Raw genomic sequence first — 13,182 nt, 5'->3', positions numbered from 1 at the left:
ATCGCTCAGACCCGATGGGCGGCGGCCATCCGCCGCACCGTCTCTTCAAGCTTCGCTCGACCGCCGGGCTGCCAGCCAAGCGCGCGCAGGCGCTCTGTGTCCATGGCATTGAAGTCCGATCCATCCGCGGCCTCCGGCAGCGGGTGCTGGCTGCCAAGCGTCTGCGCGGCGATGGCCAGGACATCCCGATACCCCGTAAGAATATCCGAGACGTTGAACACGCCGCGCATCATGTCCGCCGGCGACCGGATCAGGCAGAGCACCGCCGCCGCCAAGTCGTCGCCATGCACCTCGGTGCCGACGCGGTCGGCGACCGGCTTTCGACGGAGATATTCATCGAGCAGCGGCGTCCATTTATTGCCTTTGCCGGGCGCACCTTCGCCATAAACGCCGGTCGCGCGCAGGCTGGCTGTGGCGAATCCGTCGCGATCGAGCCCCGCCAGCGCCCGCTCGGCCTCCAGCTTCACGAGACCATACAGGCTGACCGGATCGACCGGCGTCTCCTCCGTCATCGAGATGCCGGGCGGTTGGCGGCCGTAGACAGCGCGGCTCGAGAGAAACAGGCAGCGCGAAACGCCGGCTGCCCGTGCCGCCTCGAACAGGCGGATCGACCCTGCGCTATTTGCCAGTCGGAACCCTTCGGGATCATCCCCTTCCCCGCCACGGTAGCGCCCCGGCACATGCTGGAAGGCCGCATGAACGAAGACATCGATCCCGTCAAACGCAGAGGATTGATCGAGCGCTGGATCGAGAGCAAGAAAACGGCTTTCGATCGGACGGGAGAAGAACCCGGTGTCGGGGGCGCGACGGCATCCGGCGATCACCGTTTCGCCGGCGGCAGTCAGATGCTCGACGATGAAGCGGCCGACGAAACCCGTTGCGCCCGAGACCAGCACGCGCATCAGCGACGTGGCTCTTGAGGACCCGGCAGGCTGGCAATGTCCGGAATGTCGCGGTTCTGGTAGAAGGCATGCCAGAGGTCGATCAGCGGCTGCAGCTGTTCGACCTTGGGATGATCCCGCTCCCAAGGTTTTTCATATTGGAAATGCAGCACGCCGATCGACGGCCAGTGCCAGAGATCCGGCAGGGCAAACCAGACATATTGCAGCATGTTCATATAGACCGGCAGGCCGTGCCAATCCGGAAAGAAGGCCTGGAGAAAGCTCTGGTCGGTGCGCGGCCAGGTGACATTCGCCTGATCCAGCCGCTCCAGCATGGCGGCAAAGGTGGCGTGGCTTGGCCGCGCCACGAAGACGCCGGAGTTCAGCCGCTGGAAATCGACGAGCCCTTCATAGACATTCGGCGCGGCAGAGAATTCCGGGTAGTCGAACAGGCGATCGATGGTCTTGAGCACCAGCGCATCGGCATCGATGAACAGGCAACGCTCATACTCGGTCAGTTCCCACAGTCTCAGCTTGCAGAAATTGTCGAGCGGCGTGTGGAAAAGCGGCTTTCGGCCCTTTGTGAACGGCTGGCCGGCATGGATTGCGCCTCGGGAGTGGCGGCTGTTGAAGCCCTCCGACAGCGGCAGATGCTGAACCGGGATGAGCCGGCAGCCGCGGGCCGCCAAAGGTGCCAGGCTCTCGCCTGCGACACCGCCCGTATGAAGGATGACGATCTCGGCCGTCGTCCCGCTCCGCTCGATCGAATGGACGAGCGCGGTGGCACCCATCGCATAATCCGCATTGGTCACCAGCGTCACGAAGGCGCGGCGTCCCTGTCCGTCTGCTTCCGACACCTCTCCCACTGAGCGGCTCAGGAGACCGACTTCAGGCGACGGCCTTCGGGATCATGATCGACCTTGGCGGCGAGATCCCTGGTCCAGGCAGAAACCGCCGGCACACGGCTGCGATCGACGCGATAGGCATAGCGCTTGGCGACATCGACGATCTCGGCCAGCAAGCCGTCCTTGAGACGGGTCGGCGCCAGGCCGAGCTCCAGGAACTTCTCGTTCTTGACCACCAGCTCGTTTTCCGCCGCTTCCTTGCGCGGGTTCGGCAGCCAGGCGATGCGCGACCCGGTCAGGCCGGCGATCATTTCGGCGAGGTCGCGCACCCGGTGGGTCTCGGTCATCTGGTTGAAGATCTCGACCCGCGCGCCGCGCTTCGGCGGATTGTTGAGCGCAAGCTCGATGCAGCGCACCGAATCCTGGATATGGATAAAGGCGCGGGTCTGGCCACCGGTGCCATGCACGGTCAAGGGATAGCCGATCGCCGCCTGGATCAGGAAGCGGTTGAGCACCGTGCCGTAATCGCCGTCATAGTCGAACCGGTTGACGAGCTGCTCGTGGCGCCGCGTCTGCTCGGTATGGGTACCCCAGACGATGCCCTGATGCAGGTCGGTGATGCGCAGGCCGTCGTTCTTGGCATAGAACTGGAAGAGCAGCTGATCCAGGCACTTGGTCATATGGTAGATCGAGCCGGGATTGGAGGGATAGAGGATCTCCTGGCTCACGGTCTCGCCGCTCTGCGTCTCGATGCCGACCGGCAGATAGCCCTCGGGGATCGCCGCACCAACGGTCGAATAGCCATAGACGCCCATGGTGCCGAGGTGGACGAGATGGGCGTCGAGGCCGAGCTCCACCATGGCATTCAGCAGATTATGGGTGGCCGAAACATTGTTGTTGACCGTGTAGTTCTTGTGGCGGTCGCTCTTCATCGAATAGGGCGCGGCGCGCTGCTCGGCGAAATGGATGACGGCCTCCGGGCGATGCTCGGCGAGCCAGTTCTTCAAGAGCTCATAGTCGCGGGCGAGATCGATGAGATGGAAATGAATGCGCCGCCCGGTTTCCTGGTGCCAGATGCGCGTGCGCTCCTGGATCGAATCCATCGGGGTCAGCGACTGGACGCCAAGCTCGGTGTCGATCCACCGGCGGGACAGATTGTCGAGGATATGGATCTCGTGGCCGGCGTCGGAGAGATGCAGGGCTGTCGGCCAGCCGATGAAACCGTCCCCACCCATTACGGCAATCTTCATGGCGACCTCCGAATGATTTTTCCAGCCTACTGGCTGTAGATAGAAAATGTGACAATTGTTCAATGCTTGCGGCGACAGGCAGTTTGCGCCATGCAGCACTTCGACGAAATGAGGGAGATCTGTGGATGAACGAGGCCCCTGCCCTTGCGGGACGCCTGATCGGCGCCGGCCACAGGCTGGAGCAGCGCGTCTATTATGAGGACACGGATTTCTCGGGCCTCGTCTATCACGCGCGCTATCTGCACTTCCTGGAGCGCGGGCGGACCGACTATCTGCGCTGCCTGGGCGTCGAGCAGAGCGCGCTCCGCCACGCCGACGCCGAGGGGCTGGTCTTCGTCGTCCACCGCATGGAGATCGACTTTCGCCAGCCGGCCCGGATGGATGACATCCTGTCGATCGACACGACGACGCAGAAAGCCGGTGGGGCCAAGATGGTGCTCAGCCAGACCATCCACTGCGGCACGCGGCTGTTGATCGAGGCAAAGGTCATCATCGCCGTCATCAATGCGAATGGCCGCCCGCGGCGCCTGCCGGATGGTCTTGCACGGCAGTTCCTCGCAGAGGCGCCGCCGGCTGACACGGCCGACTGATCCGCGAGCCCATAGATCGGCCCTCGAAGTAACACTCCCTTAACCATAATGATGTCTTACTGCCGGTCTCAGGATTTCGATGTCGAGCAGAGATTTTCCGCGTCGCACGTCATCCTTTGACCAAGATTGCCCCTATAGAAGGCTGTTTCAAGCTTGTGTCGCGCCTTCGCGACCAGCGGCGGGCGGCCGGGGCGATTTTGCGACATGAGTGGTTGAGCGACTTGGCTCTGGGCACGCACCGGCTCGGGCCAGGGCTCGCGATTTCGGGGAATTTGAGACGATGGAACAGGTTGGATTGGCCGCGGCAACGACCGACGTGACGTTGTGGTCGCTTTTCATGGAGGCCGGCTTCGTCGTCAAGCTGGTCATGCTCGGCCTGCTCGCGGCTTCCGTCTGGACCTGGGCGATCGTGGTCGACAAGACCATCCGCTATGCCCGCATCCGCCGCCAGCTCGACAGTTTCGAACAGGTCTTCTGGTCCGGCCAGTCGCTGGAAGAACTCTACCGCACCCTTTCCGACCGGCAGACCAGCGGCATGGGCGCGATCTTCGTTGCCGCCATGCGCGAATGGAAGAAAAGCTTCGAACGGGGCGCCCGCTCGCCGATCGGCCTGCAGATGCGCATCGACCGCGCCATGGACGTGACGCTGGCGCGTGAATCCGAGGCGCTGGAATCCAGGCTCGGCTCGCTCGCCACCATCGGCTCGGCCGGCCCCTTCGTCGGCCTGTTCGGCACGGTCGTCGGCATCATGACCTCGTTCCAGGCGATCGCCGGCTCGAAGTCGACCAACCTCGCCGTCGTCGCGCCTGGTATTGCCGAAGCGCTGCTGGCAACGGCCATCGGCCTGCTGGCCGCCATTCCCGCCGTTATCGCCTACAACAAGTTCACCGCCGATGCCGGCAAGATCAATGCGCGCATGGAAGGCTTCGCAGACGAGTTCTCCGCGATTCTCTCGCGCCAGATCGACGAAAAGCTGCAGCCGCGCCAGGCTGCACAGTAAGCGGCGCGCGGGCGATAAGGGAGAGACCCGATGGGCATGGCAGTAGGCGGATCAAAGGGATCGGGTGGGCGACGCGGACGACGCAGCCGCGGCGGCAAGGCTGTGATGAGCGAAATCAACGTCACGCCTTTCGTCGACGTCATGCTCGTGCTCCTGATCATCTTCATGGTCGCAGCGCCAATGATGACGGTCGGCGTGCCGATCGACCTGCCGGAAACCCAGGCCAAGGCGCTCAATTCCGATACGCAGCCGATCACCGTCTCGGTCAATCCGGCCGGAGAGATCTTCCTGCAGGAAACCCCAATCGGCATCGACGAAGTGGTGCCCAAGCTCGAGGCGATCGCCAAGACCGGCTATGAAGAACGCATCTATGTGCGCGGCGACACCAATGCCGATTACGGCACGGTCATGAAGGTCATGGCGCGCATTTCGTCCGCCGGTTTCAAGAATCTCGGCCTCGTCACGCTGCAAGAAACGGACAAGTGAGCCTCTTTCGATGAAGGGCAGCATTGCCACATCCGCCGTGCTTCATGGGGCCGTGCTCACCTGGGCACTGGTCTCGCTCGGCAGTCCGGCGCCGCTCGAGGTCTCACCGGTCGAGGCGGTGCCTGTCGAGATCATCAGCGAGGTGACGCAGGTCCAGCAGGGCGACGAAAAGGCCGCGATGGCAGAAAAGGCGGCGCCGAAACCGTCCGAGAAGCCGCAGACGCAGCCGTTGGCAGAGAATGCCGGCGACAACGAGATCGACCTGAAGTCGCCGCCGAAGCCCTCCGTCAAGCCGGTCGAGAACCAGACCTCCGCCGCGCCCCCGAAGACCGATGCCGCCGAGATTTCCCCCGAGCCGGTGAAGGAAGAGGTGAAGCCGACCGAGAAGCCGCCGGCCGAGCCCGCGACCGAGGTGGCCGCCCTGCCCGCGCCGAAGGAAGAGGTGAAGCCGGAGCCGAAACCCGATCCGAAGCCGGTACCGGAAGCCAAGGCCGAACCGACGCCGGAGCCCACGCCCGCCGAACCGACACCGACCGAGAGCCCGGACGCGGCCGCCCTGCCTGAAAAGGTGCCTGCGCCGGTCGCCAGGCCCAAGGTCGAGCAGACGGCTGAGGCCCAGACCGCCAAGACGCCCGACCGCAAGGCGGACGCCGCGCCGAAGCCGCAGAAGAAGACGACGTCCGCCAAGGAGAGCGACTTCAACGCCGACGAGGTCGCCGCCCTCCTCAACAAGCAGGAGTCTTCCGGCGGCGGCGCGAAGCGGTCGCAGCAGCCGGCAGCTTTGGGCGGCAAGAAGACGACGACGGGCAACACGCTGTCCCAGAGCGAGAACGACGCACTGAGAGGCATCGTCGAGAAGAACTGGTCCATCGTGCCGGGCACGGCGGGGCTGGAAGGAATGATCATCACCGTCACCTTCAATCTCGACCCGTCGGGCCAGATCGTCGGGCAGCCCGCAGTCGAGGTGACCGGCGGGTCGGCCAGCGCGCAGCGGGTGATGGCGGGCAGCGCCGTCCGCGCCGTGCGCAAGTCCGCTCCCTTCACCCTGCCGCCGGAAAAATACGAGTCGTGGCAGGAGATCGTCCTCCACTTCGATCCGACAGAATTCGCGATGTGATCGCGGTCCCCATGAAGAGCATGGCTGAAAGGCTAGAGACTGATGCATAGACGCACCTTTTTCAGGATGTCCGCGGCGCTTGCCGGAATGGCGGCGATCGCTGCTTCCCCGGCGCAGGCGCGCGTGGAACTCAACATCACCCGCGGCAATGTCGAGCCACTGCCCATCGCCGTCACCGACTTCCTGCAGGGCGAGCTTGGCCGCAAGATCTCCGACGTGGTGGCCGCCGACCTGAAGCGCTCCGGTCTCTTTGCCCCGGTCGACCGTACGGCCTTCATCGAGAAGATCACCAATCCCGATGCCGCACCGCGGTTCGAGGACTGGCGGGTCTTGAACGTCCAGGCGCTCGTGACCGGACGCGTGACGCAGGAAGGCGATGGCCGGCTGAAGGCCGAGTTCCGCCTGTGGGACGCGACCGCCCAGAACCAGATGACCGGCCAGCAATTCTTCACCCAGCCTGAAAACTGGCGGCGGGTTGCCCATATCATCGCCGATGCGATCTATAAGGAGATCACCGGCGAGGAAGGCTATTTCGATACGCGCGTCGTCTATGTCGCCGAAAGCGGCCCCAAGACTGCCCGCAAGCGGCAGCTGGCCATCATGGACCAGGACGGGGCGAACGCCCGGGCGCTGACCAATTCGAACGACATCGTGCTGACGCCGCGCTTCTCGCCGAGCCGCCAGGAAATCACCTACATGTCCTTCGAAGGCCAGCAGCCGCGCGTCTATTTGCTGCAGCTCGAGACCGGGCAACGCGAGGTGGTCGGCAATTTCCCCGGCATGACCTTCGCGCCGCGCTTCTCGCCGGACGGGCAGCGGGTCATCATGAGCCTGCAGCAGGAAGGCAATGCCAACATCTACACGATGGACCTTCGCTCGCGCACCACGACGCGCCTGACCTCGACCTCGGCGATCGACACCTCGCCGTCCTATTCGCCGGATGGCGCACGAATTGTGTTCGAAAGCGACCGCGGCGGCAAGCAGCAGCTCTATGTCATGGGCGCGGACGGCTCGGGCCAGAACCGAATCTCCTTTGGCGATGGCTCCTACTCGACGCCGGTCTGGTCGCCGCGCGGCGATCTGATCGCCTTCACCAAGCAGTCGGGCGGCAAGTTCTCGATCGGCGTGATGAAGCCGGACGGTTCGGGCGAACGCATCCTGACCTCGGGCTTCCACAATGAAGGCCCGACCTGGGCGCCGAACGGCCGTGTGCTGATGTTCTTCCGCCAGGACGCCGGCGCCGGCGGGCCGCAGCTCTATTCGATCGACCTGACCGGCTATAACGAGCAGCGCGTGCCCACCCAGGGCTTCGCCTCCGACCCGGCCTGGTCGCCGCTCCTGGAATAGTGTGGCAAGGGAGGCCGGAGACGGCCTCCCTTTGTCGTTCTCGACCCACTGACTGCCGCCCAGCATCCAAGCGCCCCTGGCGAAGTCTGGCGATTGCGGCGGCGAATAAGGCGGCGTGCCGCGTTCTCGCCGTAAAGTACTGATTACCACGCCACATCTGTGCGGCGTATTACACTCTGTTAACCACACTTGGTGCATAGGGATTAACCGTTCCCGGTTACAGTCCGGCAACCCTGAAGTGACAAGACGATCCAAGGAGACCGGCTCATGAGCCGCATTCACGTTCCGGCCGCTGGCCGCATGCAGTCCCTCGCACGCAACCCGGTCATGGTTGCGCTGTTCCTGACGCTGGCCATTGCCGGCTGCGCCAACAAGAAGAACGGCATGCCGAACGATGCGGCCGGCCTCGGCCTGGGTGCCGGCGGCGCCGCGACCCCGGGCTCGCAGCAGGACTTCACGGTCAATGTCGGCGACCGGATCTTCTTCGACACCGACTCGTCCTCGATCCGCGCCGATGCCCAGGCGACGCTGAGCCGCCAGGCCCAGTGGCTGGCCCGCTACCCGAACTACCAGATTACCGTCGAAGGCCATGCCGACGAGCGCGGCACGCGCGAATACAACCTTGCGCTCGGCGCCCGCCGCGCTGCTGCCACCAAGGACTTCCTGGCCTCCCAGGGCGTTCCGGCCGGCCGCATGCGCACCATCTCCTACGGCAAGGAAAAGCCGGTCGCCGTCTGCGACGACATTTCCTGCTGGTCGCAGAACCGCCGCGCAGTCACCGTTCTCGGCGGCGGCAACATGTAACAGCGGTCCAGCTTCTGGATCGACGGGAAAGGCGGTCTTCGGGCCGCCTTTCTTTTTTGTCACACTTTGACCAGACTCCGTTGCTTTTTGGGCCCATATGGAAAACTGTGCGCCGGTCGCGCGGAAGGGGTCGCCCTGGCCCTCGGAGTGCGGCGAAACCAGCATCGAACGGGACACATGACATGAAGAAGATTGTCGTGGCGGCCGTGCTCGGGCTCGCGGCCTTTAGCGGCCTCAGCCAGCCCGTCACAGCCATGCCGCTCTCCGCCTGGCTCGACAAGGCGTTTCATCGCGAGGCGATGGCACCGGCCGAGACGGCGCCGCTCCTCAAGGTCCAGGCCAGCGAGGCCGGGCGCATCGGGCAACTCGAGGAACAGATCCGCTCGCTCAATGGGCGGATCGAGGAAATGAGCTTCCAGCTTTTGCAGATGCAGGAGCAGATCCGCAAGTTCCAGGAAGACAATGAATTCCGCTTCCAGGATCTCGAAAGCGGCAAGTCGGCGCCGAAGGCATCGGCCCCCAAGAAAAGCGGCGCGCTCGAGACGCCATCCACCTCGGACCAGGCGTCCGTTGCCCCAGGGGCAACGGACGGTTCGGCGCCGAGTCAGACGCTTCCCACCGATACCGCCGCCGCCGGCCGCACGGCCCGACCGGCGGAAAACCTGACGGCGCCGCCTGCGACGCTTGGCCAGATCATCTTCGACGCCAATGGCAATCCGATCTCGGCCAATGCCGAACGCCTGCCGGAGCCGGGGCTGAACGAGACACCGGAAAGCCAGCAGCAGACGGCCTCGCTCGACAATCCGGGCGATCTCTACCAGTCGGCCTATGGGCATGTTCTCTCCGGAGATTACAGCGTCGCGGAAAACGAGTTCCGCGACTATCTCGACACTTTCCCCAAGGGCGAGAAGGCGGCGGATGCCAGCTTCTGGATGGGCGAGGCACAATATTCGCAGGGCAAGTTCAACGACGCCGCGAAAACCTTCCTCAACGCCCATCAGACCTACGGCAAGTCGCCCAAGGCGCCGGAAATGCTCCTGAAGCTCGGCATGTCGCTTGCCGCGCTCGACAACAAGGAAACCGCCTGCGCCACGCTGCGTGAGGTGACCAAACGCTATCCGAAAGCGTCCCAGGCCGTGAAGGCCAAGGTGACCTCGGAACAGAACCGCTTGGCCTGCTGAGCCGGCGCTTGCGCGAACCCGGTGCGCCGCCGCAGTCGGCCTGCCTCCTAGCCGGCAGAAAGCGAGCGCATGGCCGCGCCGACATCCTCTTCTTCCGTTCCCCCGCCTCGCCCCTCTCCGCTCGCCTTCGCTGTGGTGCGTGAACCCGCCGACAGGGCACCGCATGAAGCGGCTCGGCATTTCCTCGCCCGGCTGCGCGAACCCACCACTTTGCTTCTCGCCCTTTCCGGCGGCAGCGACTCGACCGCTCTGCTCATTGCCTTCCACGAAGCAATGAGCGCGGGGAGCCCCCACCGGCTCGTCGCCTGCACCGTCGACCATGGGCTACGCCAGGGGTCCGGCGCTGAGGCAGCGCAGGTCGCTGCTCTTTGTGCCACGCTCGCCATTCCCCATGAGACGGCCCGCTGGCAGCACGCGGGGGTCCGCTCGGCGATCCAGGCACAGGCGCGGCTTGCGCGCTATCGACTCCTCGCCGACTGTGCGGGCCGACACGGCGCGGCGCTTATCTTGACCGGCCACACCGCCGACGACCAGGCGGAGACCATCGCCATGCGCCGCGCCCGGACCGATGCGGCGGAGGATGGCGCTGCGACTGGTCTCTCCGGCATGGCGGACATGACCCTCTTCGAGAGGCGCATCTGGATCGCCCGCCCTTTCCTTCGTCTCTCCCGCCAGCGGCTGCGCGACCTCCTCCTCCAGCGCGGGATGAGCTGGATCGAAGATCCGAGCAATGACAACCCCGCCTTCGAACGCGTCCGCCTGCGCCGGGGCGGAGCGGCCGCGTCAGTGGATCTGCAACAGGCGGAGGCTGCGGAACGGCGGCGGCGCGAGAGCAGCGCCCGGATCGCAGCCCTGCTGGCCGAGCGACTCCGCTTTCACGGTCAAGGCCTTGGCGAACTCAGCTTGTTACCGAACGATCTCGAGGATCCGGACATGCCCCGGCTGCTGGCAATCCTCGCCGGCATCATGGGTGGCCGGGCGCATGGGCCGGGCCGCCAGTCGATCGATCGCCTGATGACCTCGCTGCGCGCCTCCCACGCTCGCTTTGCCGCTGGACGGTGCCTGTTCGATCGCCGCGGCTCCCGGCTCTTCCTCTACCGCGAGCTGCGCGGCCTGCCGGCCGAGATGCAACTCCCGCCGGGTTCCGTCACGGACTGGGACGGTCGCTTCCGCATCCTCAATCACACCCGCGCGCCGCTCTCGATCCGAACCTCTTGTGAGGCACAGGCGAATAGGGATGAGATCAGCCGATCCATTCCCACGAGCATCGCACGGGCCGCGCAATCGAGCCTTCCGCTCTGTCTTCACGATCCCTTGATCGCGGAGATGGCGCCACCCATCAGCCTCAGCCGGCGGCTTGCTCCTTTCGACACCTTTTTGCCGTGTTTCGACAGCACCATGGCGGCCTGTTTCGATAGTCTTATCGGTCGTGAACCATTCCCGCCCGCTCCAGTTCGCGATGATCTTTCGTAAACGAGTTACGGACCTGTTGTTCGCCATTGGCAAGGTCGTTTACGGACCCTATGTTAGATGAGAAAGATTGAGCCGCCGGCACCGGCAGGCCATGGCAGGTTCCGGGGAGTTCGATGAACCCTAATTTTCGCAATTTCGCCCTTTGGGCAATCATTGCCCTATTGCTGATCGCGCTGTTCAGCATGTTCCAGCAGCCTGCGGAACGCACGGGCTCCCGGGAGATCCCCTTCTCGCAGTTCTTGAAGGATGTCGATGGCAGCCGCGTCAAAGATGTGGTGATCACCGGCAACAAGGTCGTTGGCTCCTATACCGAGAGCGGCTCGACCTTCCAGACCTACGCGCCCTCCGTCGACACCGCTCTGACCGAGCGGCTGGAAGCGCGCAATGTCACTGTCACCGTTCGTCCGGAGACCGATGGCTCTTCCGGCTTCCTCAGCTATGTCGGCACATTGCTACCCATGCTGCTTATCCTCGGTGTCTGGCTGTTCTTCATGCGCCAGATGCAGGGTGGCTCGCGCGGCGCCATGGGCTTCGGCAAGTCCAAGGCAAAGCTCCTGACGGAGGCGCATGGCCGCGTCACCTTCGACGACGTCGCAGGCGTGGACGAGGCCAAGCAGGACCTGGAGGAAATCGTCGAGTTCCTGCGCGATCCGCAGAAGTTCCAGCGCCTCGGCGGCCGGATTCCGCGCGGCGTGCTGCTCGTCGGCCCGCCCGGCACCGGTAAGACGTTGCTCGCCCGCTCCGTGGCCGGCGAAGCCAATGTGCCCTTCTTCACCATTTCCGGTTCGGACTTCGTGGAAATGTTCGTTGGCGTCGGCGCCTCGCGCGTCCGCGATATGTTCGAGCAGGCCAAGAAGAATGCGCCCTGCATCATCTTCATCGACGAAATCGACGCCGTCGGTCGCCATCGCGGCGCGGGTCTCGGTGGCGGCAATGACGAGCGCGAGCAGACGCTGAACCAGCTGCTGGTTGAGATGGACGGCTTCGAGGCCAATGAGGGCATCATCCTCATTGCGGCCACCAACCGTCCGGACGTCCTCGATCCGGCGCTGCTGCGTCCCGGCCGCTTCGACCGCCAGGTCGTTGTACCGAACCCCGATATCAATGGCCGCGAGCGGATCCTGAAGGTCCATGTCCGCAACGTGCCGCTCGCCCCGAATGTCGATCTCAAGGTTCTGGCCCGCGGCACGCCCGGCTTCTCAGGCGCCGATCTGATGAACCTCGTCAACGAGGCGGCCCTGATGGCCGCGCGCCGTAACAAGCGCGTCGTCACCATGCTCGAGTTCGAAGACGCCAAGGACAAGATCATGATGGGCGCGGAACGCCGCTCGTCCGCCATGACCGAGGCCGAGAAGAAGCTGACCGCCTATCACGAGGCAGGCCATGCGATCGTGGCACTCAAAGTCCCCGCTGCAGATCCGCTGCACAAGGCGACGATCATTCCCCGCGGCCGTGCGCTCGGCATGGTCATGCAGCTTCCCGAGGGCGACCGCTACTCGATGAGCTACAAGTGGATGGTCTCGCGCCTTGCCATCATGATGGGCGGCCGCGTTGCCGAGGAGATCACCTTCGGCAAGGAGAACATCACCTCCGGTGCCTCCTCCGACATCGAGCAGGCCACCAAGCTTGCTAGGGCCATGGTCACCCAGTGGGGCTTCTCCGACCAGCTTGGTCAGGTCGCCTATGGTGAGAACCAGCAGGAAGTCTTCCTCGGCCATTCCGTCTCGCAGTCGAAGAATGTCTCCGAGGCGACGTCTCAGAAGATCGACAACGAGATCCGCCGCCTGATCGACGAAGCCTATGACGAGGCGAAGCGCATCATCACCGACATGAACGCCCAGTTCGTGGCGATCGCCGAGGGCCTGCTCGAATATGAGACGCTGACCGGCGAGGAGATCAAGGCGCTGATCCGCGGCGAGAAGCCTGCCCGGGATCTCGGCGACGATTCCCCGCCGAGCCGCGGCTCGGCCGTCCCCTCCGCTGGCACCAAGAAGGATCTTGGTGGCAAGAGCGGCGAGGCGGAAGGTGGCTTCGAGCCCCAGCCTCAGTAAGTCCGGCTAGCGTTAGCTGTAGCGAACCTTGAAAAACCCTCCCCTCCGCCCGGACGGGAGGGTTTTTCTTGACTGCCTCCCTGGTTTACAGTCGGTTAACGCGGCAAAGGTAACATCTCGTAATCATTTCTGATGGAGAGGATGCTGCCGCCGGCTG

The 13,182-nt window shown here is 64.4% G+C and carries 12 protein-coding genes; 9 read left to right on the top strand and 3 right to left on the bottom strand.

What is annotated here, in order from left to right; all coding sequences use genetic code 11:
* Positions 1 to 5 precede the first annotated feature (5 nt).
* Genes ACLE20_RS08180 through ACLE20_RS08170 form a run of 3 tightly spaced genes read right to left on the bottom strand, consistent with a single transcriptional unit; the run spans position 6 to position 2,976 of the window.
* Positions 6 to 902: an NAD-dependent epimerase/dehydratase family protein gene (locus tag ACLE20_RS08180; protein ID WP_410939770.1), complete on the bottom strand. Its 897-nt coding sequence runs from the start codon at positions 900 to 902 to the stop codon at positions 6 to 8.
* A complete protein-coding gene (locus ACLE20_RS08175) occupies positions 902 to 1,738 on the bottom strand; it encodes a glycosyltransferase (RefSeq protein ID WP_410939769.1) in 837 nt (278 codons plus the stop codon). The genes ACLE20_RS08180 and ACLE20_RS08175 overlap by 1 nt, the downstream gene beginning before the upstream one ends.
* A 17-nt stretch (positions 1,739 to 1,755) precedes the next feature.
* Complete coding sequence (locus ACLE20_RS08170) at positions 1,756 to 2,976, bottom strand: NAD-dependent epimerase/dehydratase family protein (protein WP_410939768.1); 1,221 nt, start codon at positions 2,974 to 2,976, stop codon at positions 1,756 to 1,758.
* 125 nt (positions 2,977 to 3,101) lie between these two features.
* On the opposite strand from ACLE20_RS08170, the gene ybgC reads away from it, so the two are divergent.
* The 9 genes from ybgC (at position 3,102) to ftsH (ending at position 13,025) form a co-directional block, all read left to right on the top strand.
* Entirely contained in the window at positions 3,102 to 3,566 is a 465-nt protein-coding gene (ybgC, locus tag ACLE20_RS08165) for a tol-pal system-associated acyl-CoA thioesterase (RefSeq protein ID WP_410939767.1), read from the top strand.
* A 280-nt stretch (positions 3,567 to 3,846) separates the two neighbouring features.
* On the top strand, positions 3,847 to 4,566 hold the full coding sequence (gene tolQ, locus ACLE20_RS08160) for a protein TolQ (RefSeq protein WP_410939766.1): 720 nt from the start codon (positions 3,847 to 3,849) through the stop codon (positions 4,564 to 4,566).
* 30 nt (positions 4,567 to 4,596) lie between these two features.
* Positions 4,597 to 5,052, top strand: coding sequence for a protein TolR (gene tolR / locus ACLE20_RS08155; protein WP_410939765.1), 456 nt, complete (start codon positions 4,597 to 4,599; stop codon positions 5,050 to 5,052).
* Between the two features lie 10 nt (positions 5,053 to 5,062).
* Positions 5,063 to 6,169, top strand: a complete 1,107-nt coding sequence (locus ACLE20_RS08150) for a hypothetical protein (protein ID WP_410939764.1) — start codon at positions 5,063 to 5,065, stop codon at positions 6,167 to 6,169.
* A gap of 42 nt (positions 6,170 to 6,211) precedes the next feature.
* Positions 6,212 to 7,516, top strand: a complete 1,305-nt coding sequence (tolB, locus tag ACLE20_RS08145; protein ID WP_410939763.1) for a Tol-Pal system beta propeller repeat protein TolB — start codon at positions 6,212 to 6,214, stop codon at positions 7,514 to 7,516.
* Between the two features lie 267 nt (positions 7,517 to 7,783).
* Positions 7,784 to 8,320 carry a peptidoglycan-associated lipoprotein Pal gene (gene pal, locus ACLE20_RS08140; RefSeq protein WP_410939762.1) on the top strand — a complete coding sequence of 179 codons (537 nt, stop codon included), beginning with the start codon at positions 7,784 to 7,786 and terminating at the stop codon, positions 8,318 to 8,320.
* 182 nt (positions 8,321 to 8,502) lie between these two features.
* Positions 8,503 to 9,501: a tol-pal system protein YbgF gene (gene ybgF, locus ACLE20_RS08135; RefSeq protein ID WP_410939761.1), complete on the top strand. Its 999-nt coding sequence runs from the start codon at positions 8,503 to 8,505 to the stop codon at positions 9,499 to 9,501.
* A 69-nt stretch (positions 9,502 to 9,570) separates the two neighbouring features.
* Positions 9,571 to 10,974 carry a tRNA lysidine(34) synthetase TilS gene (gene tilS, locus ACLE20_RS08130; RefSeq protein WP_410939760.1) on the top strand — a complete coding sequence of 468 codons (1,404 nt, stop codon included), beginning with the start codon at positions 9,571 to 9,573 and terminating at the stop codon, positions 10,972 to 10,974.
* A gap of 113 nt (positions 10,975 to 11,087) precedes the next feature.
* Positions 11,088 to 13,025: an ATP-dependent zinc metalloprotease FtsH gene (gene ftsH / locus ACLE20_RS08125; protein ID WP_410939759.1), complete on the top strand. Its 1,938-nt coding sequence runs from the start codon at positions 11,088 to 11,090 to the stop codon at positions 13,023 to 13,025.
* The last annotated feature ends 157 nt before the right edge of the window (positions 13,026 to 13,182 follow it).

It is taken from the genome of Rhizobium sp. YIM 134829 (assembly GCF_046546455.1).
The sequence above is the reverse complement of the archived record's forward strand: the minus strand, read 5'-3'. Positions and strand labels throughout refer to the sequence as shown.